Here is a 25,631-nt window from a genome sequence, read left to right as displayed (position 1 = left end):
TATGGAGATCTCAAATCGGGTTCCCGACCGTATCTCGGGAACTGCACAGTGGACGCGAACACAGAAAGTCTTGTAAGTGTGTATCAAGTTGTCGGCTTATTAGTACCAGTCAGCTGCATGCATTGCTGCACTTCCACATCTGGCCTATCAACCCGGTAGTCTAGCCGGGAGCCTCTCGGGAACAAGTCCCATGGAAACCTCATCTTGAAGCGTGCTTCCCGCTTAGATGCTTTCAGCGGTTATCACTTCCGAACGTAGCTAATCAGCGGTGCCCTTGGCAGAACAACTGACACACCAGAGGTTCGTCCATCCCGGTCCTCTCGTACTAGGGACAGCCCTTCTCAAGTTTCCTACGCGCACAGAGGATAGGGACCGAACTGTCTCACGACGTTCTAAACCCAGCTCGCGTACCGCTTTAATGGGCGAACAGCCCAACCCTTGGGAGCAACTCCACCCCCAGGATGCGACGAGCCGACATCGAGGTGCCAAACCATGCCGTCGATATGGACTCTTGGGCAAGATCAGCCTGTTATCCCCGGGGTACCTTTTATCCGTTGAGCGACGGCGCTTCCACAAGCCACCGCCGGGTCACTAGTTCCGACTTTCGTCCCTGCTCGACCTGTCAGTCTCGCAGTCAAGCTCCCTTGTGTACTTACACTCGACACCTGATTGCCAACCAGGCTGAGGGAACCTTTGAGCGCCTCCGTTACATTTTAGGAGGCAACCGCCCCAGTTAAACTACCCACCAGGCACTGTCCCTGATCCGGATCACGGACCGAGGTTAGATATCCAGAACGACCAGAGTGGTATTTCAACGTTGACTCCACACACACTGGCGTGCATGCTTCACAGTCTCCCACCTATCCTACACAAGCCGTACCGAACACCAATACCAAGCTATAGTAAAGGTCCCGGGGTCTTTCCGTCCTTCTGCGCGTAACGAGCATCTTTACTCGTAGTGCAATTTCGCCGAGTTCGCGGTTGAGACAGTGGAGAAGTCGTTACGCCATTCGTGCAGGTCGGAACTTACCCGACAAGGAATTTCGCTACCTTAGGATGGTTATAGTTACCACCGCCGTTTACTGGGGCTTAAATTCTGAGCTTCGACCCCAAAGGGATCTAACCCGTCCTCTTAACCTTCCAGCACCGGGCAGGCGTCAGTCCGTATACATCGTCTTGCGACTTCGCACGGACCTGTGTTTTTAGTAAACAGTCGCTTCTCCCTGGTCTCTGCGGCCCTTTCCCCTAGGACGTGAAGTCCTTCAAGGTCTGGGCCCCCCTTCTCCCGAAGTTACGGGGGCATTTTGCCGAATTCCTTAACCACGATTCACTCGATCGCCTTGGTATTCTCTACCTAACCACCTGAGTCGGTTTGGGGTACGGGCGGCTCGAACCTCGCTAGAAGATTTTCTTGGCAGCATAGGATCACCCTGCTTCCCGCATTCGCGGTCACTATCAGGTCTCAGGATATGTGTGACACGGATTTGCCTATGTCACTCCCTACACCCTTGGACGTGGACTACCATCGCCACGCGGAGGCTACCTTCCTGCGTCTCTCCATCGCTTGACTACTACAACCTCGGGTCACGCGTTCCGCCGGCCGACCCACACTCCCGAAGGAGAGCAGGCAGTGGCCGGTTTCAGGCGTTTAGCATCAGAAGGTTCGTCATGGGCGGTTCTTCGCCGGTTCCGGAATATCAACCGGATGTCCATCGACTACGCCTGTCGGCCTCGCCTTAGGTCCCGACTTACCCAGGGCAGATTAGCTTGACCCTGGAACCCTTGGTTATTCGGCGGACGGGTTTCTCACCCGTCATTCGCTACTCATGCCTGCATTCTCACTCGTGTGGCCTCCACGGCTGGATCACTCCGCCGCTTCCCTGGCCACACGACGCTCCCCTACCCATCGACACGCTTGGACCACCAACCCGCAGGCGTGGTGGCCGGGCAATATGTCAATGCCACAGCTTCGGCGGTGTGCTTGAGCCCCGCTACATTGTCGGCGCGGAATCACTTGACCAGTGAGCTATTACGCACTCTTTAAAGGGTGGCTGCTTCTAAGCCAACCTCCTGGTTGTCAATGCAACTCCACATCCTTTCCCACTTAGCACACGCTTAGGGGCCTTAGCTGGTGATCTGGGCTGTTTCCCTCTCGACTACGGAGCTTATCCCCCGCAGTCTCACTGCCACGCTCTCACTTACCGGCATTCGGAGTTTGGCTAACGTCAGTAACCTGGTGAGGCCCATCGGCTATCCAGTAGCTCTACCTCCGGTAAGAAACACGTGACGCTGCACCTAAATGCATTTCGGGGAGAACCAGCTATCACGGAGTTTGATTGGCCTTTCACCCCTACCCACAGCTCATCCCCTCAGTTTTCAACCTAAGTGGGTTCGGTCCTCCACGACGTCTTACCGTCGCTTCAACCTGGCCATGGGTAGATCACTCCGCTTCGGGTCTAGACCCAGCGACTCAATCGCCCTATTCGGACTCGCTTTCGCTACGGCTTCCCCACACGGGTTAACCTCGCCACTGAGCACTAACTCGCAGGCTCATTCTTCAAAAGGCACGCCGTCACCCCACAAGGAGGCTCCGACGGATTGTAGGCAAACGGTTTCAGGATCTATTTCACTCCCCTCCCGGGGTACTTTTCACCTTTCCCTCACGGTACTTGTCCGCTATCGGTCACCAGGGAATATTTAGGCTTAGCGGGTGGTCCCGCCAGATTCACACGGGATTTCTCGGGCCCCGTGCTACTTGGGATACTTCTCTGGAGATCATGACATTTCGTCTACGGGGGTCGCACCCTCTGTGCCGGACCTTTCAATGTCCTTCGACTATGACACGATTTTTTGACTCCATGACAAGGTGTCAGCCTCATCCGAAAAGTCCCACGACCCCGTACCTGCAACGCCTGACAGCTATCACACAGATACGGTTTAGCCTCTTCCGCTTTCGCTCGCCACTACTCACGGAATCGCGGTTGCTTTCTCTTCCTGTGGGTACTGAGATGTTTCACTTCCCCACGTTCCCTCTACCCGCCCTATATATTCAGGCGGGAGTGACTGGACTTGCCTCCAGCCGGGTTTCCCCATTCGGAAATCCTCGGATCACAGTCTGGTTATCGACTCCCCGAGGCTTATCGCAGATTCCTACGTCCTTCTTCGGTTCCTGGTGCCAAGGCATCCACCGTTTGCCCTTAAAAACTTGATGCACAAAGATTTTAAGATGCTCGCGTCCACTGTGTAGTTCTCAACATACGGGCGGGCCCCCACCGTGCGCCGGCGCCTACCAAGCACTCACGCTCGGCGGTTCGTCCGCGGTAGGGGTCCTGGCCGCCCTAGAAGGCGACCCAGAGAGCGAACACCCACACACCCAGAAGGCGTGCAGGTCGTTCGAGCCCTCAGGACCCAACAACGTGTCAGGCACCGCCTCCCCAGGATCCCGCGTTCCACACCCACCCCGAAGGATCAGCCGTACTTGCGAGGACCACCAGGTCCACGGTGCCAGAATCGATGTTCCACCCAGAGCACCCGCTGCCCCACACTCGGGGACAGACCGGGCGTTACATGGACCAGAACCCCTGACCTCCGAAGAGGCCGGCCTGGCCTGTGCTCCTTAGAAAGGAGGTGATCCAGCCGCACCTTCCGGTACGGCTACCTTGTTACGACTTAGTCCCAATCGCCAGTCCCACCTTCGACAGCTCCCTCCACAAGGGTTGGGCCACCGGCTTCGGGTGTTACCGACTTTCGTGACTTGACGGGCGGTGTGTACAAGGCCCGGGAACGTATTCACCGCAGCGTTGCTGATCTGCGATTACTAGCGACTCCGACTTCATGGGGTCGAGTTGCAGACCCCAATCCGAACTGAGACCGGTTTTTTGGGATTCGCTCCACCTCGCGGTTTCGCAGCCCTTTGTACCGGCCATTGTAGCATGTGTGAAGCCCAAGACATAAGGGGCATGATGATTTGACGTCGTCCCCACCTTCCTCCGAGTTGACCCCGGCAGTCTCCTATGAGTCCCCGCCATCACGCGCTGGCAACATAGAACGAGGGTTGCGCTCGTTGCGGGACTTAACCCAACATCTCACGACACGAGCTGACGACAACCATGCACCACCTGTATACGAGTGTCCAAAGAGAACGACATCTCTGCCGCGTTCTCGCATATGTCAAGCCTTGGTAAGGTTCTTCGCGTTGCATCGAATTAATCCACATGCTCCGCCGCTTGTGCGGGCCCCCGTCAATTCCTTTGAGTTTTAGCCTTGCGGCCGTACTCCCCAGGCGGGGAACTTAATGCGTTAGCTGCGGCACGGATCTCGTGGAATGAGACCCACACCTAGTTCCCAACGTTTACGGCGTGGACTACCAGGGTATCTAATCCTGTTCGCTCCCCACGCTTTCGCTTCTCAGCGTCAGTTATGGCCCAGAGACCTGCCTTCGCCATCGGTGTTCCTCCTGATATCTGCGCATTTCACCGCTACACCAGGAATTCCAGTCTCCCCTACCACACTCTAGTCTGCCCGTACCCACCGCAAGTCCGGGGTTGAGCCCCGGATTTTCACGGCAGACGCGACAAACCGCCTACAAGCTCTTTACGCCCAATAATTCCGGACAACGCTCGCACCCTACGTATTACCGCGGCTGCTGGCACGTAGTTAGCCGGTGCTTCTTCTGCAGGTACCGTCACTTTCGCTTCTTCCCTGCTGAAAGAGGTTTACAACCCGAAGGCCGTCATCCCTCACGCGGCGTCGCTGCATCAGGCTTTCGCCCATTGTGCAATATTCCCCACTGCTGCCTCCCGTAGGAGTCTGGGCCGTGTCTCAGTCCCAGTGTGGCCGGTCGCCCTCTCAGGCCGGCTACCCGTCGTCGCCTTGGTGAGCCACTACCTCACCAACAAGCTGATAGGCCGCGAGCCCATCCCAGACCGAAAAACTTTCCACACCATGACCATGCGGCCTGATGTCGTATCCGGTATTAGCTCCGGTTTCCCGGGGTTATTCCAGAGTCTGGGGCAGGTTACTCACGTGTTACTCACCCGTTCGCCACTGATCACCCAAGAGCAAGCTCTCAAGATCACCGTTCGACTTGCATGTGTTAAGCACGCCGCCAGCGTTCGTCCTGAGCCAGGATCAAACTCTCCGTTGATGAATCACATCCACCAGCGCCGTTAAGCAACCAGTGAACAACTCATACACACGAAACGTGTGAAACCCGGCTGAGCACGAACAACCAGCAATAAAGCTGTTTGTTCGTCATCAACCAAAGGAAAAACTCGAGCACCACCCACACCCACCCCAGACGGGACGAGCTAAGAGCGATGCGACGAGGTAAAAATTGGCATCGATTCTTGACACGCTGTTGAGTTCTCAAGGTTCGAACGCGCACCCACGGTCTGTTCTGCGAACATCTCGCCGGGGCTGTTCTGTGTTGTCCCAGTCGCGCTGAAGCAACTGTTCAAACTTACCCGCGTCCATGCTTGGGCGTCAAATCCGTGACCCGCTCTTGGAGCGGCCGGCTTCGATCGCGCTTGGATCTCTGCGGTGCGACCCACACTGTAGCACCCGTTCCGGGCCCTTCTCCACTCACTCCGGCCCGAGCGGGCTGGTGGAGTGGAGCTGGTGGGTGTCGGCCCCGGGACCGGCCTCCGCGGCGAGGTCTCCCTCTGCGGTGTCCGTTCCTCCCTCTCGGGCTGACGTCGAGAACAGTAGATGACTCCCGGCGCCGAACACAAATCCGCCCCCTCCCGACGTGGTGAGCCGGCGCGACGCGCGGCGTTCGCGCAGGTCAGGGCGTCGGGGGCGGCAGCACCCGGACGGCGCGCGCCTCCTCGGCGCGCGCGGCGAGCTCCTCGTCGGGCGGGTAGCGCACCTCCTCGAGCGAGAGCCCGTGCGCCGGCATCACCCGTACCCGCGGGTCCCTCACCGCACCGAGCAGCACCTCGCGCGGGAACCCCACCGGGTGGCGCCCCTCCCCCACCGGGACCACGGCGCCGACCAGAGCGCGGACCATCGAGTGGCAGAAGGCGTCGGCGACGACGCTCGCCTCGAGAACGCCGTCCTCCCCCCGGGCCCAGGCGTAGTGCAGGAGCGTGCGCACCGTGCTCGCCCCCTCCCGTCGCTTGCAGAACGCGGCGAAGTCGTGCAGCCCCACGAGCCCCCGGGCCGCGGTGTCCATCGCCTCCACGTCCAGGCGGTCGCGCACGAGCACGGTGTCGCGCCGGCGCAACGGGTCCATCCCCCCCGGGGCGTCGCACACCCGGTAGCGGTAGCGCCGCTGGAGCGCGGAGAAGCGCGCGTCGAACCCCGTCGGCGCCCGCCGCACCGACCGCACGACGACGTCGGCGGGCAGCACCCCCGTCAGCCGTGTCCGCGCGGCCTCCTCCGGCCCACGGTCCGAGCGCCCGGGCAGCTGCGCGAACGCCTCGTCGTCGACGTCGGCGTGCACCACCTGCCCCCGGGCGTGCACCCCCGCGTCGGTCCGCCCCGCCACGGTCACCCTGACCGGCGCCGGCGCGCGCAGCACCGTGGCCAGCGCGCTCGACAGCTCCCCCTCGACGGTCCGCAGCCCGGGCTGCGCCGCCCATCCCGAGAAGTCGGTCCCGTCGTAGGCGAGGTCGATCCGCAGGCGCACCGTCACGCGCTCCAGCGTACGGGCGCCGAACACACGACGAGGGCCGCCTCCCTCACGGGAGACGGCCCTCGTCGGTGCGGTCGCGGGAGGCTCAGGCCTCGTCCTCGACCTGCTGCTTCGCGGCGCCACCGGCCGGCTCGAAGCCGGCGGCCTCGGCGGCCGCGGCGTCCTTGAACCAGAACTCTGCGACCGTCTGGTCGTACCACTGCGAACCCTCGACGTGGTACTTGCCCGAGTCGGCGTTGCCCTTGACGGTGTAGCCCTCGGGGGCGGCGCCGTCCTCGGTCGCGGCGACGGCACCCTCGGGGAGCTCCGCCGCAGCGGTCTCGTCCGTGGTGGTCTCCTCGACGGGAGCCTCCTCGGCCTTCGCCGAGTCCTTGGCCGCACGCTTGGTGGCGGCCTCGGCCTCCTTGACGGTGGCCTTCTTGGCGACGGGCTCGCGGACGAGCTCGATGATCGCCATCGGGGCGTTGTCGCCCTTGCGCGCGCCGATCTTCGTGATGCGGGTGTAGCCGCCGTTGCGCTCCGCCATGTCGGGAGCGATCTCGACGAAGAGGCGGTGGACGACGCCCTTGTCGCGCACGACCGTCAGCACGCGACGGCGGGCCGAGAGGTCACCGCGCTTGGCGAAGGTGACCATGCGCTCGGCGAGGGGGCGCAGGCGCTTGGCCTTGGCCTCCGTCGTCGTGATGCGGTCGTGCTCGAAGAGCGACGTCGCGAGGTTGGCGAGGATGAGCCGCTCGTGAGCGGGACCGCCTCCGAGACGGGGACCCTTGGTGGGGGTAGGCATTGCTGTTCTCCTTGAGTGACGTGCCGGGAGGCGTTAGGTCAGAGCTGCTCGTCCTCGGCGAACGCCGAGTCGTCCTCGCCCTCACCGAAGGTGAAGTCGTCGTAGCGGTCGGCGATCATGCTCGGGTCGAACCCGGGGGGGCTGTCCTTGAGCGCGAGGCTCATGCCGGCGAGCTTGGCCTTGACCTCGTCGATCGACTTCGCACCGAAGTTGCGGATGTCGAGCAGGTCGGCCTCGCTGCGGCCCACGAGCTCGCCCACGGTGTGGATGCCCTCGCGCTTGAGGCAGTTGTAGGACCGGACGGTGAGGTCGAGGTCCTCGATCGGCAGCGCCAGGTCGGCGGCCAGGGCGGCGTCGGTCGGCGACGGGCCCATGTCGATGCCCTCGGCCTCGACGTTGAGCTCACGGGCCAGGCCGAAGAGCTCGACGAGGGTCTTGCCCGCCGAGGCGAGCGCGTCGCGCGGGGCCATCGAGCTCTTGGTCTCGACGTCGACCACGAGGCGGTCGAAGTCGGTGCGCTGCTCGACGCGGGTGGCCTCGACCTTGTAGGTCACGGTGAGGACCGGGCTGTAGATGGAGTCGACCGGGATGCGGCCGATCTCCTGGTCGCCGGCCTTGTTCTGCACGGCGGAGACGTAGCCGCGGCCACGCTCGACCGTCAGCTCCATCTCGACGGTGCCCTTGTCGTTGAGCGTCGCGATGTGCAGGTCGGGGTTGTGCACCTCGACACCGGCCGGCGGCGCGATGTCCGCGGCGGTGACGGCACCCGCACCCTGCTTGCGCAGGTACATGACGACCGGCTCGTCGTGCTCCGAGGAGACGACGAGGCTCTTGACGTTGAGGATGATCTCGGTGACGTCCTCCTTGACCCCGGGGATCGTGGAGAACTCGTGGAGCACGCCGTCGATGCGGATGCTCGTGACCGCGGCACCCGGGATGCTCGAGAGCAGGGTGCGACGCAGGCTGTTCCCGAGCGTGTAGCCGAAGCCAGGCTCGAGGGGCTCGATGCTGAAACGGCTCCGGTACTCGGAGACGACGTCCTCGGAGAGGACGGGACGCTGTGCGATGAGCACGGTGGTTCTTCCTTCCCACGGGCGACCGCCATATGACGCCTCGTGAACGCCGGGCACCATCCCGGCACCTGCCCCGGCTCGGTCCCCGGGACGGGCTTCGTCCGCGGCGCCGGTCCACCACGAGGGAGGACCGGCGACCGCGGACGTCAGGTCAGTTCTTGGAGTAGAACTCGACGATGAGCTGCTCGGTGAGGACCGTGTCGATCTGCGCACGGATCGGCAGCGAGTGGATGAGGATCTGCAGCGAGCCCGGGACGACCTGCAGCCAGGCCGGGGTCGGGCGGTCGCCGAAGGACTCACGCGCGAGCTGGATCGGGAACGCCTCCACCGACTGCTTGCGCACGGTGATGATGTCGTACTGCTCGACCCGGTAGCTCGGGACGTCGACGCGCTGGCCGTTGACCTCGAAGTGGCCGTGCGTCACGAGCTGGCGCGCCTGACGACGGGTGCGGGCGAGGCCGGCACGGTAGACGACGTTGTCGAGACGGGACTCGAGGATCGTCAGGATGTTCTCGCCGGTCTTGCCGGGGCGGTTGGCCGCCTCCTTGTAGTACCGACGGAACTGCTTCTCCATGACCCCGTAGGTGAAGCGGGCCTTCTGCTTCTCCTGGAGCTGGGTCAGGTACTCCTTCTCCTGGATCCGGCGACGGCCGTGCTGGCCGGGCGGGAACGGGCGGAGGTCGAAGTTCTTGTCACCGCCGACGAGGTCGGTCTTCAGGCGACGCGACTTCTTGGTGATGGGTCCGGTGTAACGGGCCATGTCTCTCTCTTACCTTTCGCGAAGTCTTGTGTCGCTCAGACGCGGCGGCGCTTGGGCGGACGGACGCCGTTGTGCGGCTGGGGGGTGACGTCCTGGATCGAGCCGACCTCGAGGCCGGCCGCGGTCAGGGAACGGATGGCGGTCTCACGACCGGAGCCCGGGCCCTTGACGAAGACGTCCACCTTGCGCATCCCGTGCTCCATGGCACGGCGCGCAGCGGCCTCGGCGGCGGTCTGCGCGGCGAACGGCGTGGACTTGCGCGAACCCTTGAAGCCGACCTGGCCGGCGGAGGCCCAGGAGATGACGGCACCGGTGGGGTCGGTGATCGAGATGATCGTGTTGTTGAACGTGCTCTTGATGTGGGCCTGGCCCACGGCGACGTTCTTCTTCTCCTTGCGGCGCACCTTCTTGGCGCCGGTGTTGCGTCCCTTGGGAGGCATGTGTTTCTCCTACGAAGTCTTCGGAAGCGGTGGTGGCGTGACGCGCGTCAGGCGCGGGTCACTTACCGGCCTTCTTCTTGCCGGCCACGGTGCGCTTGGGGCCCTTGCGGGTGCGCGCGTTGGTCTTGGTCCGCTGGCCCCGGACGGGGAGACCCCGGCGGTGACGCAGGCCCTCGTAGGACCCGATCTCGACCTTGCGGCGGATGTCCGCGGCGACCTCGCGCCGCAGGTCACCCTCGACCTTGAGGTTGTCCTCGATCCAGTCGCGGAGCTTGACCAGGTCGTCGTCACCGAGGTCCTTGACCCGGGTGTCGGCGCTGACGCCGGTGGCCGCGAGGGCCTTCTGCGCGCTGGTCTTCCCGACTCCGAAGATGTAGGTCAGTGCGACCTCGGCGCGCTTGTCGCGCGGGAGGTCGACGCCCATCAGACGTGCCATGTGGGGATGTTTCCTTCTCGTGGTGTCCGGAGGTCTGGAGCAACACCGGTCCGGCCATCCTGGTCCGGTCCCCGGCCTCCGGGCCGGGGGTGACGTCCCGCGTCCACCTGCGATCCAGGTGACCCGTCGGGGGTCGGGTGCTGCGTGCTTCTGGTCTGCGTGCTCGGATCGATGACCCGTGCGGGGCCCTTGCGGGCGGTGGTGCGTCTGACTCGCGTCAGCCCTGGCGCTGCTTGTGGCGCAGGTTCTCGCAGATCACCATGACCCGGCCGTTGCGGCGGATCACCTTGCACTTGTCACAGATCTTCTTGACGCTCGGCTGAACCTTCATGTCGCCTTTGCTGTCTCGTCGATGTGTCTCAGCGGTAGCGGAAGACGATGCGGCCGCGTGTCAGGTCGTACGGGCTCAGCTCCACCACCACACGGTCCTCGGGGAGGATCCGGATGTAGTGCTGCCGCATCTTGCCGGAGATGTGCGCGAGCACCTTGTGACCGTTCGTGAGCTCAACCCTGAACATCGCGTTCGGGAGAGCCTCGACGATCGTGCCCTCGATCTCGATGACGCCGTCCTTCTTGGCCATACCCTCTCAATCCGCCGTTGGGCAGCCCTTCGTCAGGTCGGACCGCCCATGGAAATCGGCCCCGTGCTGCTTCGCAGGACGCACCATGCGGAACGCACACGTGACCGACGTTCAATGCTACGCGAGGCGGGGCACATCACGAAATCCGTGGAAAGCCCCGGGGAACACGCCACCGGGCCGGCCGATGCAGGGGGGGTGGCCGACCCGGTGGGTAGTTCGAGAGGGCGTCCGTGCAGGGGGTGGACGCCCGTCCCCGCGCCCCGGTGGACAGGGGCCTGGACCGTGGGGTCCGGCATCACCGGGGTGCTGAGGACGACTCTTCCCTCTCTGTCAACGACCCACCAACCCCACGGTCACCTCGTGCCGTTTCGGCCCCCGGAGTCACGGACGTCCGGCCGGTGCGACATCAGCCGTTCGGAGGAGTCGGACCCTCCTGCGCGGCCCCGCGCAGCTCGTCGGCGTACAGGGCGAGCACCCGCGCGGCCCCCTCGACCGCGCTCGTCGTGCCCGCGCGGACGGCGGACTCGATGGCCTCGCGCTCGGCGCGCACCCCCGGCGCGGCACGGACGCCGTCGGTCAGCTCTGCGTCGACGAGCGCCCACATCCAGTCCTGCTGCTGCTGGGCGCGCCGCCCGGCGAGCGAGTGCCGCTCCTCGAGGTGGGCCCGGTGCTCGAGCACCGCCTGCCACACCTCGTCGAGCCCGGCGCCGGTGAGGGCCGAGCAGGTGAGGACCGGCGGCCGGCGCACGTCGCGCCCGGGCATCATCAGGCGCATCGCGCCCATGAGCTCGCGGGCGGCGGTGCGGGCCGGGAGCTCGCCGTCGCCGTCGGCCTTGTTGACCGCGATGACGTCGGCGAGCTCGAGGATGCCGCGCTTGATGCCCTGGAGCTGGTCCCCCGCCCGGGCGAGGGTGAGCAGGAGGAAGGTGTCGACCATCTCGGACACCGCGATCTCGTTCTGGCCCACCCCGACGGTCTCGACGACGACGACGTCGAAACCGGCCGCCTCGAGGACGAGCATCGACTCGCGCGTCGCGCGGGCCACCCCGCCGAGGTGGCGGCCGGAAGGGCTCGGCCGCACGAACGCGGCGTCGGAGGCGGTGAGCCGGGCCATCCGGGTGCGGTCGCCGAGGATCGACCCGCCGGTGCGCCGCGAGCTGGGGTCGACGGCGACGACCGCGACCCGGTGCCCCTGCTCGACGAGCCGGACGCCGAGCGCGTCGATGAACGTCGACTTGCCCGCGCCCGGCACCCCGCTGATGCCGACGCGGACCGCTCCCCCGGTGCGGTCCGCGAGCCCCGCCAGCAGCGCTCGGGCCGCCTCGCGGTGGTCCGGGCGGCGCGACTCGAGCAGGGTGATGGCCCGCGCCACGTGCTGGCGCGAGCCCTCCCGGACGCCGGCGACGAGCTCGTCGACGGGGACGGGCTTCACCCGAGCCGCTCGCGCAGCTCGTGGACGAGGGCGACGGCCGCCTTGCTGATGACGGTGCCCGGGGGGTAGATGGCGTCGGCGCCGGCCGCGCGCAGGGCCTCGCGGTCCTGGTCGGGGATGACGCCGCCGACGACGATCATCAGGTCGTCGCGGCCGAGGTCGTCCAGGGCCGCGCGCAGCGCCGGGACGAGGGTCAGGTGGCCGGCCGCGAGCGAGCTGACGCCGACGACGTGCACGTCGGCCTCGACGGCCTGCCGGGCGACCTCCTCCGGCGTCTGGAACAGCGGGCCCACGTCGACGTCGAAGCCGAGGTCGGCGAACGCGGTGGCGATGACCTTCTGCCCGCGGTCGTGGCCGTCCTGGCCCATCTTCGCGACGAGGATGCGCGGGCGGCGGCCCTGCTCCTCCTCGAACTCCTCGACGGCGGCCTGGGCCTCGCGCACGGTCGCGTCCTCCCCGGCCTCGGCGCTGTACACGCCGCCGATCGTACGGATCTGGGCGGTGTAGCGGCCGAACGCCTCCTCCATCGCGAGCGACATCTCGCCGACCGTGGCCTTGGCGCGGGCCGCCTCGATGGCGAGCGCGAGCAGGTTGGTGCCCATCGAGCCGTCGGACCCGGCGCGGGCGGCCTCGGTCATCCGGGCCAGCGCGGCGCGGCAGGCGTCCTCGTCGCGCTCGGCCCGCAGCCGCTCGAGCTTGGCGACCTGGCTCGCGCGCACCGCCGCGTTGTCGACCTTGAGCACCTCGATCGGCTCGTCCTCGTCGACGGGGTAGGTGTTGACGCCGATGACCGGCTGGTGGCCGGAGTCGATGCGGGCCTGGGTGCGGGCCGCGGCCTCCTCGATGCGCATCTTCGGGATGCCGGCCTCGATCGCCTTGGCCATCCCGCCGGCGGCCTCGACCTCCTCGATGTGCTGCCACGCGCGCTCGGCGAGGTCGCGGGTCAGCCGCTCGACGTACGCCGAGCCGCCCCACGGGTCGATGGTGCGCGTCGTGCCGGACTCCTGCTGGAGCACGAGCTGCGTGTTGCGGGCGATGCGCGCCGAGAAGTCGGTCGGGAGGGCGATGGCCTCGTCGAGGGCGTTGGTGTGGAGGGACTGCGTGTGCCCCTGCGTCGCGGCCATCGCCTCGATGCACGTGCGGACGACGTTGTTGTAGACGTCCTGCGCGGTGAGGCTCCAGCCGGAGGTCTGGCTGTGGGTGCGCAGGCTGAGCGACTTCGGGTTGCTCGCCCCCTGCTCGCGCACGAGCCGCGCCCAGAGCAGGCGCGCGGCCCGCATCTTCGCGACCTCCATGTAGAAGTTCATCCCGATGGCCCAGAAGAACGACAGCCGCGGCGCGAACCGGTCGACCTCGAGCCCGACCGCCTGCCCGGCGCGGAGGTACTCCACACCGTCGGCGAGGGTGTACGCGAGCTCGAGGTCCTGCGTCGCCCCGGCCTCCTGCATGTGGTACCCGGAGATCGAGATCGAGTTGAAGCGCGGCATCTCCTGGCTCGTGAAGGCGAAGATGTCGCTGATGATCCGCATCGAGGGCTCGGGCGGGTAGATGTAGGTGTTGCGGACCATGAACTCCTTGAGGATGTCGTTCTGGATGGTCCCGGTCAGCCGGTCCGCGCTCACCCCCTGCTCCTCGGCCGCCACGACGTAGAGCGCGAGCACCGGCACGACGGCGCCGTTCATCGTCATCGACACCGACATCCGGTCCAGCGGGATGCCATCGAAGAGGGTGCGCATGTCGTAGATCGAGTCGATGGCGACGCCGGCCATCCCGACGTCGCCGGCGACGCGCGGGTGGTCGGAGTCGTAGCCGCGGTGGGTCGCGAGGTCGAACGCGACGCTCAGGCCCTTCTGGCCGGCGGCGAGGTTGCGCCGGTAGAAGGCGTTGGACTCCTCGGCGGTGCTGAAGCCCGCGTACTGGCGGATGGTCCACGGCTGGGTCGTGTACATCGTCGGGTAGGGGCCGCGCAGGAACGGCGGCGCGCCGGGGACGGTGTCGAGGAAGTCGAGGCCCTCGAGGTCGCGCTCGGTGTGCAGGGGCGCGACGTCGATGCCCTCGGGGGTGGTCCACACCGTCGCGGCGGGTGCGTCGGTGGGGGGCACGACGTCGGGGGCCGGGGTGCCGGGGCCGAGGTCGAGGCCGGTGAAGTCGGGGACGGTCGTCATCGGGTCTCTCCCTCGGTCGGGGCGCCGAGCCGGTCGAGCAGGTCGGTGAGCAGGGCGACGACGTCCGTGCCGTCGAAGACCTCGCCGTCGACCACGCCGGCGTCGTCGCCGAGCTCGCGGGCGCGGCCGGCGAGCAGGACGTGCTCGGCGCCCGCGGCGCGCAGCTCTGCCACCGCGGCGGCACCGTGCTCGGCGTACTGCTCGCGGCTGCTCGCGAGGACGGCCACCGGGCCGACCTCGTCGGTCGCGGCGAGGCCGCCGACCGCGAGCAGGTTGAGGACGAACCCCTGGCGGGCACCGAAGTCGCGCTGGGCGCCGAGGGTGCGCACGGTGACCTGCGGGGCGTCGAGGGTCCGGGCGCGGTCGCGCAGCCCCTCGAAGACGGCGGCGTCGCGGCGCGGGACGAAGGCGCCCTCGGCCACCGCGAGCGCGGCGCGGGGCCGGCGCTCCGGGGCGGTGTCGGCGAGGTTGGGGAACATCGAGACGCCGGTGATCGGCCGGCGCCGCGTGGCGAGCAGGGGGTCGCGCTCGGCCGTGGCCGCGTCGACCCACTCGCGCAGCAGGCCGTCGCGCAGGGCGGCGCGCACTCCCCCGGCGCGCTCGAGGTCCTGGAAGCGCGCCCAGGCCCGCTCGGCCACCTCGTCGGTCAGGGACTCGAGGTACCACGAACCGCCGCCGGGGTCGGTGACGCGACCGACGTTGGACTCGTCGGCGAGGAGGATCTGCGTGTTGCGGGCGAGCCTGCGCGAGAACCGTTCCGGGAGGCCGGCGACCGTGTCGTGGGGCAGCACCGTGATCGCGTCGGCGCCGCCGATGGAGGCGCCGAACGTCGCGAGGGTGTTGCGCAGGACGTTGACGAAGGGGTCCTCGCGGGTGGCCATCCGCAGGCTAGTCACCGCGTGGGTGCGGGCGCCGCGGTCGGCCTCGGGCACGCCGACGGCCTCGCCGACCCGCGCCCAGGCGCGGCGCAGGGCGCGCAGGACGGCGGCGGTGAGGAACTGGTCGGCGGTGGCGCTGACACGGAACTCGATGTGCCGGAACGCCTTTGCGGGGTCGACGCCGACCTGCTCGAGGTGGCGCAGGTAGTCGACCCCGGTCGCGAGCGCGACGGCGAGCGCGTCGACCTCGCTGGCGCCGGCGTCGTGCAGCACGCGGGCGTCGACGGTGATGGCCCGCCACCCGTCGCGGCCGTCGAGGGCGGCGACGAGGTCGGCGAGCGGCTCGAGGTCCGGTGTGCCGCCGGTGCGCAGGGCGGCCCCGACCGGGTCGAGGCCGAGGTTGCCGCCGACCGAGGGCCGCTCCCCCACGACGTCGAGCAGCGCGCGGGCGGCGCCGGGCTGGTCGGTGGCGGAGGACACGACGACCGGCGCGAGGTCGAGTCGCAGGTCGGCGAGGACCTCGGCGAGGTCGCCGGGCGCGACGCCGTCGTCACCGACGTGCACCCACACCGACGTCACGCCGTGCTCGAGGTCGTCGAGGACGGCGACCCGGGCGCGGGCGGCATCCGGCTCGTCGTGCAGCTGGCGGACGTCCCACGGGAGGGTGGCCTCACGCACGACGCGACCGCGGGTGAACGGCATCGCGCCGGGGACACCGAGCGGTCGGTCCTCGCGCAGGTAGAGGCCGGCCGTCGTCAGGCCGCCGTCGAGCGCGGTGACGAGCGCCCGCTCGGCGTCGGCCGGGTCGGTCCTGGCGTCGTCGGTCCGGCGCTTGTCCAGCACGTCCGCGACGAGCCGCTGCCAGTCCTCGCGCGTGCGGGGGTCGAACCCCTCGGCGAGCGGCAGGTGGCCCTGCGGAGGCGACGACGTCGTCATCGGGCACTCCTGGGGTCGGTGGTCTGCTCCGCCTCCACCCTAGCCAGCGGGCACCCGCCGATCACCGAGACATCGGTCACCCGGCCGGGCGTGCGGGTCGGGGTCCGGCGTCAGGCGTCAGGCGGGCGCGATGTCGGCGAAGGGCACACCGAGCGCGGCGAGCCGCTCGCGGCCCCCGTCCAGCGCGGTGAGGACGCAGGTGCCCGCGGCCGTCACGGCGATCGAGTGCTCCCAGTGCGCGGCGCGCGAGCCGTCGCGGGTGACGACGGTCCACTCGTCCTCGAGCACGGTGTTGTCCTGGTCGCCGAGGGTCACCATCGGCTCGATGCAGATGGTCATCCCGTCGACGACGGTCGGGCTGCGGCCGTCGACGCGGTAGTTCGGGACCTGCGGGTCCATGTGCATCGAGGTGCCGATGCCGTGACCGACGTAGTCCTCGACGATGCCGTACTCACGGCCGCGGCCGTCGCCGGAGGTGGTCAGCGAGTCCTCGACGGCGGCGCCGACGTCGTAGAGCGGGCGGCCGACGCGCAGCGCGGCGATGCCGGCCCACAGGGAGGTCTCGGTGTCGTCGCTCAGCTCGAGGTCCTCGGGGCGCCCGGCCTCGCGGCCACCGACGACGAGCGTGAGGGCGGAGTCGCCGTTCCAGCCGTCGACCTCGGCGCCGCAGTCGACCGAGAGCAGGTCGCCGGCCTCGAGCACGCGCCCGCGCGGGATGCCGTGGACGATCTCGTCGTTGACGCTCGTGCACAGCGTGTGCCGGTAGCCCGGGACGAGCTGGAAGTTGGGGATGCCCCCGTGGTCGCGGATGTGCGCCTCGGCGAGGGCGTCGAGGTCGAGCGTCGTCATCCCCGGGCGCACCTGCGCGCTGACGAGCTCGAGGGTGCGGGCGACGAGCAGGCCCGCGGTCCGCATCTTCGCGAGCTGCTCCGGGGTCTTGGCCTCGACGCGGTCACGGCTGAACAAACCCATGCGGCGAACCCTACCCGCGCCGCCGACGCACCCCCACATCCCCGCATCCCCCCGGTCGAACGACGAGAACATGCCGTCTTGCCCCTGCGCGACGCGGCACGTCCTCGTCGTTCGACTGGTGTCACAGCCCGAGGGAGCGGCGGACCCGAAGAACCAGCGCCGCCCGGCGCCCCCATGAGGCGAGGTCCTCGGCCCAGACCTCGTGGACGCTCCACCCCTCGTCGACGAGCAGCCCTCGACGGGACGCGTCGGCGCTGCGCCGACGACGGTCGGCGTGGACCTCTCCCTGGTACTCGGCGACCACGCGCTGCTGCCTCCAGACGAGGTCCCCCTCGGCGAGCCAGCAGCCCGCACGGTCGGCGATGACCGCGTTCACCTCGGGTTCGGGCAGGCCGGCCTCGTGGAAGACGACCCGGGTCCGGCTCTCCTGCGCGGACCGGACCCCCGGCCGCACGAGGAGGAGCGCCTGCCGCAGGGCGACCGCGCCACGCGGGCGGACCCGCCGTCGGAGCGTCTCGGCCAGCACCTGCCGCCCCACCGACTCCGCCCGGGTCACGCCTGCCGCCTCGTCGATGCGCGTGACGGCCGCGTCCCCAGCCACCACGAGGTCCTCGACGCCGAGCCGCCGCCTGCCGAGGTCCCCGAGGTCGCACCAGGTGTCCGCGACCTCGACCAGGACGACGCTCCCGTCGCGCACGACCGCGCGCGACTCCACACCGCGGTGACCGCGGAGCCCCCGGCGCAGCGGCTGCCCCGAGCCCGACCGGGTCATGACGTCGAGTCCGTCCAGCTGCTCGAGGTCCGAGGGCAGCGGGAGGCGCCACCACCGCGCGGCCGTCACGTGCGAGAAGGCGACTCCGTCGGCCAGCCCGGGGGCGCAGGCACGCATCTGGGCCACGAGATCGGCAGGCACGTCGTGGCACCGCGCGCCACGGGTGGGACGCACGAGGTCCGACCTGCGCAGACGATGTGCGCCCACACCCGCCCGCCGGGCTGCCCCCACGGCGAAGGGGGCGCCCCGGAACTCGGGCGGCAGAGGCGTGGCATCCATCCGGGGATGGTGCTCCGCGAGCGACCCGTGGCTGGGTCGTCATCCACAGGCATCGGTCGAACGACGAGAACATGCCGCGCAAGCCTCGGCTCGCACGGCATGTTCTCGTCGTTCGACTGGGGACGCGCCCAGGTGGTGCGTCAGGCGAGGGCGGAGGTGATCCGCTCGGTCACGGCGTCGACCTCGCCGTCACCGTCGACGGTGACGAGCAGGCCACGCTCGCGGTAGGTCTGCGACAGCGGCCGGGTCTCGCGGTGGTAGATGGCCATCCGCTCGCGGATGACGTCCTCGGTGTCGTCCGCGCGGCCCTCGATCTCGGCGCGCTTGAGCAGCCGACCCACGACGACCTCGTCGTCGACGGTCAGCTCGAGGACGCGGTCGAGCGAGCCGCCGGACGCGGCGAGCATCCCGTCGAGCGCTTCGACCTGGGCGAGGGTGCGCGGGTAGCCGTCGAGGAGGAAGCCCCGTGCGCAGTCGTCCTGGCCGAGGCGGTCCTCGACGATGGCGTTGGTGATCTCGTCCGAGACGTAGCCGCCGGCGGCGAGGATCGCCTTGACCTGCTGCCCCAGCTCGGTCTCGTTCTTGATGTTGGCGCGGAAGATGTCGCCGGTGGAGATGGCGGGGATGCCGAAGTGCTCGGCGATGCGGGAGGCCTGCGTGCCCTTCCCGGCACCGGGCGGACCCAGGATGATCAAGCGCATCAACGGAGGAACCCTTCGTAGTGACGCTGCTGCAGCTGGGCCTCGATCTGCTTCACGGTCTCGAGTCCGACACCGACGATGATGAGGATCGACGTGCCACCGAACGGGAAGTTCTGGTTGGCGTTGACGAGGACCAGCGCGACGAGCGGGAGGAGCGAGATGAGCGCGAGGTAGATCGCGCCGGGCACGGTGATCCGGGTCAGGACGTAGTTGAGGTACTCGGCCGTGGGTCGCCCGGCGCGGATACCCGGGATGAAGCCGCCGTACTTCTTCATGTTGTCGGCGACCTCGGTCGGGTTGAACGTGATCGACACGTAGAAGAACGTGAAGAACAGGATCAGTGCGGTGTACAGCACCATGTAGATCGGGTGGTCACCGCGGGTCAGGTAGCTCTGGATCCAGTCGACCCAGCCGGGGTTGACCCCGTTGGCGCCCTGGTTGAACTGCGCGACGAGCGTGGGCAGCGTCAGCAGCGAGCTCGCGAAGATGACCGGGATGACACCGGCCATGTTGACCTTGAGCGGGATGTAGGTCGAGGTGCCGCCGTAGACGCGCCGGCCGACCATCCGCTTGGCGTACTGCACCGGGATGCGCCGCTGGCTCTGCTCGACGAAGACGACGAGGGCGATGACGACGAGCCCGAGCAGGATGACGGTGAGGAAGACGCCCCAGCCGGCGCGCTGCTGGATGTCCCAGAGCGAGGTCGGGAACTGCGCGGCGATCGAGGTGAAGATGAGGAGCGACATGCCGTTGCCGACGCCCTTGTCGGTGACGAGCTCACCCATCCACATGATGACGCCGGTGCCGGCGGTCATCGTGAGGACCATGATGAGGATGGTCACGACCGAGCTGTCGGTGAGGATGTTCGTGCAGGACGGGTTGTTGAACAGCGTCTGCGGGTTCTGCGCGAAGGTGATGAGCGTGGAGCTCTGGAGGACCGCGAGGCCGATCGTCAGGTAGCGCGTGTACTGCGTCATCTTCGTCTGCCCGGCCTGGCCCTCCTTCTTGAGGGCCTCGAACCGCGGGATGACCACGGTGAGCAGCTGGACGATGATGCTCGCCGTGATGTACGGCATGATCCCCAGCGCGAAGATCGACAGCTGGAGGAGTGCCCCACCGCTGAAGAGGTTGATGAGCCCGAGCAGCTGGTTGCTGTTGTCGGCACCGGCGATGCACTTCTGCACGAGCGGGTAGCTGACGCCGGGGGTCGGCACGTGGGCGCCGAGCCGGAAGATCACGATGATGAACAGCGTGAAGAGCAGCTTCCTGCGCAGGTCGGGCGTCTTGAACGCGCGGCCGAAGGCGGTGAGCACAGGGTCCTCCGTAGGTGGCGGCCGGTGGATGGTGGCCGCGTCGGTCAGCGATCCGTCACAACATACCCGGTGACCCGGCGGGGGCCGGGAGGCACGGGTGGGGTGAACGCGCGGCAGGGCCGGCTCCGGGGGATGTCCCGGAGCCGGCCCTGCGACACGCGGTCATGCGGGGGCGTCAGGCGGTCGTCGCCGAGCCGCCTGCCGCCTCGATCTTCTCCTTGGCGCTGCCGGAGAACGCGTGGGCCGTGACGTTGACGGCCGACGTGATCTCCCCGCTGCCGAGCACCTTCACGAGGTGCCCGTCGCGGACGGCGCCCTTGGCGACCAGGTCCTCGACCGTCACGTCGCCACCCTGCGGGTAGTGCGTGTTCAGCCAGTCGAGGTTGACGACCTGGTACTCGGTCTTGAACGGGTTCTTGAAGCCGCGAAGCTTCGGGAACCGCATGTGCAGCGGCGTGGTGCCACCCTGGAAGCCGACGGGCACCTGGTAGCGGGCCTTGGTGCCCTTGGTGCCGCGACCGGCGGTCTTGCCTCGCTTGCCACCCTCACCGCGACCGACGCGGATCTTGGCCTGCTTGGCGCCGGGCGCCGGGCGCAGGTGGTGGACCTTGAGCGCCGAGGCGCCCGTGGACGCAGCGGACTGTGCGGCCTTCTTCGTGGTGTCGGCCATGATCACTCAACCTCCTCGACGGCGACGAGGTGCGTCACCGTCCGGACCATGCCGCGGATCTCCGGGCGGTCCTCCTTGACGACGACGTCGCCGATGCGCTTCAGACCGAGGGTGCGCAGCGTGTCGCGCTGGTTCTGCTTGCCCCCGATCCCGGAACGGGTCTGGGTCACCTTGATCCGCCCCATCACGCACCGGCCTTCGCCTCGGCCAGGCCGGCGGCCTGGGCGCGGAGCATCGCGGCGGGAGCGACCCGGTCGACCGGGAGGCCACGGCGGGCCGCGACGGCCTCCGGGCGCTCGAGGCCGCGCAGGGCGGCGACGGCCGCGTGCACGATGTTGATCGCGTTGTCCGAGCCGAGGCTCTTGGACAGCACGTCGTGGATGCCGGCGCACTCGAGCACCGCACGCACCGGGCCACCGGCGATGACACCGGTACCGGGGCTGGCGGGGCGGAGCATGACGACACCGGCGGCAGCCTCACCCTGGACGGGGTGGGGGATGGTGCCCTGGATGCGCGGGACGCGGAAGAAGTTCTTCTTCGCCTCCTCGACACCCTTGGCGATCGCCGCGGGCACCTCCTTGGCCTTGCCGTAGCCGACGCCCACGGTGCCGTCACCGTCGCCGACGACGACGAGCGCCGTGAAGCTGAAGCGACGGCCACCCTTGACGACCTTGGCGACGCGGTTGATGGTCACGACGCGCTCGAGGTACTGGTTCTTCTCGGCCTCGCGGGAGTCACGGCCGCCGCGACGGTCGTCACGGCCGCCCCGACGGTCACCGCGCTCGGCGCCGCCGGTGGTCCCGCCGGTGCCTCGACGCTGGGGTCCTGGCATCAGATGTTCCTCTTCTCGACGTTCGTGGTGGTACGAGCAGCGTGGGTCACAGGGCCAGCCCGCCTTCCCGAGCGCCGTCCGCGATGGCGGCGACGCGACCGTGGTACTTGTTGCCGCCACGGTCGAACACGACGGCCTCGACACCCGCGGCCTTGGCACGCGAGGCGACGAGCTCGCCGACCTTCTTGGCCTTCTCGCGCTTGTCGCCCTCGAGGGAGCGCACGTCGGCCTCCATGGTCGACGCCGACGCGACGGTCTTGCCGACGGTGTCGTCGACGACCTGGACGAAGACGTGACGCGAGGAGCGCGAGACGACGAGGCGGGGCCGGACGGCGGTGCCGCTGACCAGCTTGCGGACGCGAGTGTGACGGCGCGTGCGCGCAGCCGACTTGCCCTTGGCGCGCTTGACGATCATGGCCATCGGTTACTTACCAGCCTTTCCGACCTTGCGGCGGATCTGCTCGCCCGCGTAGCGGACGCCCTTGCCCTTGTACGGGTCGGGCTTGCGGAGCTTGCGGATGTTCGCGGCGACCTCGCCGACGAGCTGCTTGTCGATGCCCTGGACCGAGAACCGGGTCTGGTTCTCCACCACGAAGGTGATGCCGGCCGGCGGCTCGACGGTGATCGAGTGCGAGTACCCGAGCGCGAACTCGAGGTTCGAGCCCTTGGCCAGCACGCGGTAACCGGTGCCGTGGATCTCGAGCTTCTTCTCGTAGCCCTCGGTGACACCGAGGACCATGTTGTTGACGAGCGAGCGGGTCAGGCCGTGGAGCGAGCGCGAGGTGCGCTCGTCGTTGGGCCGCTTGACCTCGAGCACGCCGTCGGCCTGCTCGATGGTGATCGGCTCGGCCACGGTGTGCGTGAGCTCGCCCTTGGGACCCTTCACGGTGACGTGCTGACCGGCAACGGTCACGTCGACACCCGAGGGGACGGTGACGGGGAGACGTCCGATACGCGACATGTCTGCTACCCCTTACCAGACGTAGGCGAGGACTTCCCCACCCACACCCTTGTTGGCGGCCTGACGGTCGGTCAGCAGGCCGGACGACGTCGAGATGATCGCGACACCGAGACCACCGAGAACCTTGGGAAGGTTGGTGGACTTGGCGTACACGCGCAGCCCGGGCTTGCTCACGCGGCGCAGGCCGGCGATGGAACGCTCACGGTTCGGGCCGTACTTGAGGTTCACCGTGAGGGTCTTGCCCACCTCGGCGTCCTCGACGGTCCAGCCGGCGATGTAACCCTCGGCCTCGAGGATCTCGGCGACGTGGCTCTTGAGCTTCGAGAACGGCATGGAGACTGCGTCCTTGTGCGCCGAGTTGGCGTTCCGGACGCGGGTCAGCATGTCCGCGATCGGGTCGGTCATGGTCATTGGGCTTCTCCGCCCTCTCTCACCGCGGTTTCTGCCGACGTTCTCGGCGGACCTGCGATGTAGATGGTCTGTGGATGGGGTGCCGCCCGGGGGCGGCGGGGGTGAGGACTTACCAGCTGGACTTGGTCACACCGGGGAGCTCGCCCGCGTGGGCCATCTCCCGCAGGCAGATCCGGCACAGGCCGAACTTGCGGTAGACCGAGTGCGGGCGCCCGCAGCGCTGGCAGCGCGTGTAGCCGCGGACCGCGAACTTCGGCTTCTTGTTCGCCTTGTTGACCAGGGCGGTCTTGGCCATGTCAGTTCTCCTTGAAGGGGAAGCCGAGCGCCTTGAGCAGCGCGCGTCCCTCGTCGTCGTTCGTCGCGGTGGTGACGACCGTGATGTCCATGCCGCGGACCCGGTCGATCTTGTCCTGGTCGATCTCGTGGAACATCGACTGCTCCGTGAGACCGAAGGTGTAGTTGCCACGCCCGTCGAACTGCTTCGGCGAGAGGCCGCGGAAGTCGCGGATGCGCGGCAGCGCGATGGTGACGAGCCGGTCGAGGAACTCCCACATCCGGTCGCCGCGCAACGTGGTGTGCGTGCCGATCGGCATGCCCTCACGCAGCTTGAACTGGGCGATGGACTTGCGGGCCTTCGTCACGACCGGCTTCTGGCCGGTGATGGCGGTGAGGTCGCGGACGGCACCCTCGATGAGCTTGCTGTCCTTGGCGGCGTCGCCGACGCCCATGTTGACGACGACCTTGACGACACCCGGGACCTGCATGACGTTCGGGTAGCCGAACTGGTCACGCAGGGCGCCCTTGATCTCGTCCTGGTAGCGCGCCTTGAGGCGGGGCTTGGTAGCGGTCTCGGCCATCTCTCTCACAGGTCCTTGCCCGAGCGCACGCCCACGCGGACACGGCTCGTCTTCTGACGGCCGTCGCGCTCGACGGTCTCGACGCGGGTCTTGACACGGGTCGGCTTCTTGTCCGAGGGGTCGACGATGGCCACGTTGCTCGCGTGGATCGGCGCCTCCTGGACGACGAGGCCACCGGTGCGGCTGCCCCGGGTGGACTCCCCCGCCTTGGTGTGCCGGGTCACCCGGTTGACACCCTCGACGGTGACGCGGCCGGTCTCGCGGTTGACCGCGATGACCTTGCCGGTCTGGCCCTTGTCCTTGCCGGCGAGCACCTGGACGGTGTCGCCCTTCTTGATCTTCGAGGCCATGGTTCAGAGCACCTCCGGCGCCAGGCTGATGATCTTCATGAACTTCTTCTCGCGCAGCTCGCGCCCGACCGGGCCGAAGATGCGCGTGCCACGGGGGTCACCGTCGTTGCGGAGGATGACCGCGGCGTTCTCGTCGAAGCGGATGTAGGAACCGTCGGGACGACGGCGCTCCTTGCGCGTCCGGACGATGACGGCCTTGACGACGTCGCCCTTCTTCACGTTGCCGCCCGGGATCGCGTCCTTGACGGTGGCGACGATGGTGTCGCCGATGCCGGCGTACCGGCGACCGGAACCACCGAGAACACGGATGCAGAGGATCTCCTTCGCACCGGTGTTGTCGGCGACACGCAGTCGCGACTCCTGCTGGATCACTGTCTAACTCCTACTCGTCGTGCTGGTTCTCGCCGGGGCGAGCCTGGCCGAACTGACTGGATTGCCTTGCGGCAGAGGCTTACTTGGCCTTCTCGAGGATCTCGACGACGCGCCAGCGCTTCGTCGCGGACAGCGGCCGGGTCTCCATGATGAGGACGCGGTCGCCGATGCCGGCGGCGTTGGCCTCGTCGTGGGCCTTGACCTTGCTCGAGCGGCGCAGGACCTTGCCGTAGAGCGCGTGCTTGACGCGGTCCTCGACCTCGACGACGACGGTCTTGTCCATCTTGTCGCTCACCACGTAGCCCTGGCGGGTCTTGCGGTCGTTGCGGCTGACGGTGGTCACGGTCTCGTCCTTCTTCTCGCTCACTTGGCCTCACCCTTCACGCCGATGCCGAGCTCGCGCTCACGCATCTCGGTGTAGATCCGGGCGATGTCCTTGCGGACGGCACGCAGCCGGCCGTGGTTGTCCAGCTGCCCGGTGGCGGACTGGAAGCGGAGGTTGAACAGCTCCTCCTTGGCCTTGCGCAGCTCGTCGACGAGACGCTCGTCGTCGAAGCCCCGCATCTCCTTGGGGCTCAGGTCCTTGGAACCGACTGCCATCAGAAGTCACCACCCTCACGCCGGACGAAGCGGCACTTCATCGGCAGCTTGTGCATCGCGAGACGCAGGGCCTCGCGCGCGACGTCCTCCGGGACACCGGAGAGCTCGAACATGATCCGACCCGGCTTGACGTTGGCGATCCACCACTCGGGGGACCCCTTGCCGGAGCCCATGCGGGTCTCGGCCGGCTTCTTGGTCAGCGGGCGGTCCGGGTAGATGTTGATCCAGACCTTTCCACCACGCTTGATGTACCGGGTCATCGCGATACGCGCGGACTCGATCTGGCGGTTGGTGACGTAGGCGGGCTCGAGGGCCTGGATGCCGTAGTCACCGAACGCGATGGTCGTACCGCCCTTGGCCATACCCGAGCGACCCGGGTGGTGCTGCTTGCGGTGCTTGACTCGACGGGGAATCAACAT

General features: G+C 67.8%; 28 protein-coding genes and 2 rRNA genes. All 30 read right to left on the bottom strand.

Translation table 11 applies throughout. The features are described 5' to 3' along the window. Nucleotides 1–79: 79 nt before the first annotated feature. The 30 genes from HL663_RS07920 to rplP all read right to left on the bottom strand — a co-directional run bounded on the left by HL663_RS07920 (nucleotide 80) and on the right by rplP (nucleotide 25,631). Nucleotides 80–3,211 (bottom strand): 23S ribosomal RNA (locus HL663_RS07920). A 409-nt stretch (nucleotides 3,212–3,620) separates the two neighbouring features. Further along, nucleotides 3,621–5,146 (bottom strand): 16S ribosomal RNA (locus tag HL663_RS07915). The 16S and 23S rRNA genes sit together here, the layout of an rRNA operon. A gap of 639 nt (nucleotides 5,147–5,785) precedes the next feature. Then, on the bottom strand, nucleotides 5,786–6,631 hold the full coding sequence (truA, locus tag HL663_RS07910; protein WP_173030060.1) for a tRNA pseudouridine(38-40) synthase TruA: 846 nt from the start codon (nucleotides 6,629–6,631) through the stop codon (nucleotides 5,786–5,788). Between the two features lie 91 nt (nucleotides 6,632–6,722). Further along, complete coding sequence (rplQ, locus tag HL663_RS07905; RefSeq protein WP_173027824.1) at nucleotides 6,723–7,421, bottom strand: 50S ribosomal protein L17, sunset domain variant; 699 nt, start codon at nucleotides 7,419–7,421, stop codon at nucleotides 6,723–6,725. 38 nt (nucleotides 7,422–7,459) lie between these two features. Continuing rightward, a complete protein-coding gene (locus HL663_RS07900) occupies nucleotides 7,460–8,494 on the bottom strand; it encodes a DNA-directed RNA polymerase subunit alpha (RefSeq protein ID WP_030526859.1) in 1,035 nt (344 codons plus the stop codon). Between the two features lie 151 nt (nucleotides 8,495–8,645). Then, nucleotides 8,646–9,254, bottom strand: a complete 609-nt coding sequence (rpsD, locus tag HL663_RS07895; protein WP_173027823.1) for a 30S ribosomal protein S4 — start codon at nucleotides 9,252–9,254, stop codon at nucleotides 8,646–8,648. Nucleotides 9,255–9,289: 35 nt separating this feature from the next. After that, nucleotides 9,290–9,694 carry a 30S ribosomal protein S11 gene (rpsK, locus tag HL663_RS07890; RefSeq protein ID WP_030526857.1) on the bottom strand — a complete coding sequence of 135 codons (405 nt, stop codon included), beginning with the start codon at nucleotides 9,692–9,694 and terminating at the stop codon, nucleotides 9,290–9,292. 58 nt (nucleotides 9,695–9,752) lie between these two features. Further along, nucleotides 9,753–10,130, bottom strand: a complete 378-nt coding sequence (gene rpsM / locus HL663_RS07885) for a 30S ribosomal protein S13 (RefSeq protein WP_173027822.1) — start codon at nucleotides 10,128–10,130, stop codon at nucleotides 9,753–9,755. Between the two features lie 217 nt (nucleotides 10,131–10,347). Next, nucleotides 10,348–10,461: a 50S ribosomal protein L36 gene (rpmJ, locus tag HL663_RS07880; RefSeq protein WP_006592630.1), complete on the bottom strand. Its 114-nt coding sequence runs from the start codon at nucleotides 10,459–10,461 to the stop codon at nucleotides 10,348–10,350. Between the two features lie 28 nt (nucleotides 10,462–10,489). Then, on the bottom strand, nucleotides 10,490–10,711 hold the full coding sequence (gene infA / locus HL663_RS07875; protein WP_006946284.1) for a translation initiation factor IF-1: 222 nt from the start codon (nucleotides 10,709–10,711) through the stop codon (nucleotides 10,490–10,492). A gap of 406 nt (nucleotides 10,712–11,117) precedes the next feature. Further along, nucleotides 11,118–12,143 carry a methylmalonyl Co-A mutase-associated GTPase MeaB gene (gene meaB / locus HL663_RS07870; protein ID WP_173027821.1) on the bottom strand — a complete coding sequence of 342 codons (1,026 nt, stop codon included), beginning with the start codon at nucleotides 12,141–12,143 and terminating at the stop codon, nucleotides 11,118–11,120. Further along, a complete protein-coding gene (scpA, locus tag HL663_RS07865) occupies nucleotides 12,140–14,308 on the bottom strand; it encodes a methylmalonyl-CoA mutase (RefSeq protein WP_173027820.1) in 2,169 nt (722 codons plus the stop codon). Before scpA ends, meaB begins: the two co-directional genes overlap by 4 nt. After that, a complete protein-coding gene (locus HL663_RS07860) occupies nucleotides 14,305–16,122 on the bottom strand; it encodes a methylmalonyl-CoA mutase subunit beta (protein WP_173027819.1) in 1,818 nt (605 codons plus the stop codon). Before HL663_RS07860 ends, scpA begins: the two co-directional genes overlap by 4 nt. A 117-nt stretch (nucleotides 16,123–16,239) precedes the next feature. Beyond that, nucleotides 16,240–17,094 (bottom strand): type I methionyl aminopeptidase, encoded by an 855-nt coding sequence (map, locus tag HL663_RS07855; RefSeq protein ID WP_173027818.1) that lies wholly within the window; start codon nucleotides 17,092–17,094, stop codon nucleotides 16,240–16,242. A 121-nt stretch (nucleotides 17,095–17,215) separates the two neighbouring features. Continuing rightward, a complete protein-coding gene (locus HL663_RS07850) occupies nucleotides 17,216–18,007 on the bottom strand; it encodes a hypothetical protein (protein WP_173027817.1) in 792 nt (263 codons plus the stop codon). A 278-nt stretch (nucleotides 18,008–18,285) separates the two neighbouring features. Then, the gene (locus HL663_RS07845; protein WP_173027816.1) at nucleotides 18,286–18,846 is read right to left on the bottom strand and encodes an adenylate kinase; all 561 of its coding nucleotides are present in this window, start codon (nucleotides 18,844–18,846) and stop codon (nucleotides 18,286–18,288) included. Then, on the bottom strand, nucleotides 18,846–20,159 hold the full coding sequence (gene secY / locus HL663_RS07840) for a preprotein translocase subunit SecY (protein ID WP_173027815.1): 1,314 nt from the start codon (nucleotides 20,157–20,159) through the stop codon (nucleotides 18,846–18,848). The genes HL663_RS07845 and secY overlap by 1 nt, the downstream gene beginning before the upstream one ends. 175 nt (nucleotides 20,160–20,334) lie before the next feature. Beyond that, entirely contained in the window at nucleotides 20,335–20,829 is a 495-nt protein-coding gene (gene rplO, locus HL663_RS07835) for a 50S ribosomal protein L15 (RefSeq protein ID WP_173027814.1), read from the bottom strand. Between the two features lie 2 nt (nucleotides 20,830–20,831). Then, nucleotides 20,832–21,014, bottom strand: coding sequence for a 50S ribosomal protein L30 (gene rpmD / locus HL663_RS07830; protein WP_173027813.1), 183 nt, complete (start codon nucleotides 21,012–21,014; stop codon nucleotides 20,832–20,834). After that, nucleotides 21,014–21,661 (bottom strand): 30S ribosomal protein S5, encoded by a 648-nt coding sequence (gene rpsE / locus HL663_RS07825; protein ID WP_173027812.1) that lies wholly within the window; start codon nucleotides 21,659–21,661, stop codon nucleotides 21,014–21,016. The genes rpmD and rpsE overlap by 1 nt, the downstream gene beginning before the upstream one ends. A 46-nt stretch (nucleotides 21,662–21,707) precedes the next feature. Further along, nucleotides 21,708–22,082: a 50S ribosomal protein L18 gene (rplR, locus tag HL663_RS07820; protein ID WP_286176002.1), complete on the bottom strand. Its 375-nt coding sequence runs from the start codon at nucleotides 22,080–22,082 to the stop codon at nucleotides 21,708–21,710. 3 nt (nucleotides 22,083–22,085) lie between these two features. Beyond that, entirely contained in the window at nucleotides 22,086–22,622 is a 537-nt protein-coding gene (gene rplF / locus HL663_RS07815) for a 50S ribosomal protein L6 (protein ID WP_173027811.1), read from the bottom strand. Between the two features lie 12 nt (nucleotides 22,623–22,634). Beyond that, entirely contained in the window at nucleotides 22,635–23,033 is a 399-nt protein-coding gene (rpsH, locus tag HL663_RS07810; protein WP_173027810.1) for a 30S ribosomal protein S8, read from the bottom strand. A 109-nt stretch (nucleotides 23,034–23,142) separates the two neighbouring features. Then, on the bottom strand, nucleotides 23,143–23,328 hold the full coding sequence (locus HL663_RS07805) for a type Z 30S ribosomal protein S14 (protein WP_030526842.1): 186 nt from the start codon (nucleotides 23,326–23,328) through the stop codon (nucleotides 23,143–23,145). Between the two features lies 1 nt (nucleotide 23,329). Further along, nucleotides 23,330–23,890 carry a 50S ribosomal protein L5 gene (gene rplE, locus HL663_RS07800; RefSeq protein WP_173027809.1) on the bottom strand — a complete coding sequence of 187 codons (561 nt, stop codon included), beginning with the start codon at nucleotides 23,888–23,890 and terminating at the stop codon, nucleotides 23,330–23,332. Between the two features lie 5 nt (nucleotides 23,891–23,895). Next, nucleotides 23,896–24,240: a 50S ribosomal protein L24 gene (rplX, locus tag HL663_RS07795; protein ID WP_173027808.1), complete on the bottom strand. Its 345-nt coding sequence runs from the start codon at nucleotides 24,238–24,240 to the stop codon at nucleotides 23,896–23,898. 3 nt (nucleotides 24,241–24,243) lie between these two features. Further along, nucleotides 24,244–24,612 carry a 50S ribosomal protein L14 gene (rplN, locus tag HL663_RS07790; protein ID WP_030526839.1) on the bottom strand — a complete coding sequence of 123 codons (369 nt, stop codon included), beginning with the start codon at nucleotides 24,610–24,612 and terminating at the stop codon, nucleotides 24,244–24,246. Between the two features lie 79 nt (nucleotides 24,613–24,691). Next, nucleotides 24,692–24,979: a 30S ribosomal protein S17 gene (gene rpsQ, locus HL663_RS07785; RefSeq protein ID WP_173027807.1), complete on the bottom strand. Its 288-nt coding sequence runs from the start codon at nucleotides 24,977–24,979 to the stop codon at nucleotides 24,692–24,694. After that, on the bottom strand, nucleotides 24,976–25,212 hold the full coding sequence (rpmC, locus tag HL663_RS07780) for a 50S ribosomal protein L29 (protein ID WP_030526837.1): 237 nt from the start codon (nucleotides 25,210–25,212) through the stop codon (nucleotides 24,976–24,978). Before rpmC ends, rpsQ begins: the two co-directional genes overlap by 4 nt. Next, on the bottom strand, nucleotides 25,212–25,631 hold the full coding sequence (rplP, locus tag HL663_RS07775; protein WP_030526836.1) for a 50S ribosomal protein L16: 420 nt from the start codon (nucleotides 25,629–25,631) through the stop codon (nucleotides 25,212–25,214). Before rplP ends, rpmC begins: the two co-directional genes overlap by 1 nt.

It is taken from the genome of Arthrobacter sp. NEB 688, assembly GCF_013201035.1.
Lineage (GTDB): Bacteria > Actinomycetota > Actinomycetes > Actinomycetales > Dermatophilaceae > Phycicoccus.
The sequence above is the reverse complement of the archived record's forward strand: the minus strand, read 5'-3'. Positions and strand labels throughout refer to the sequence as shown.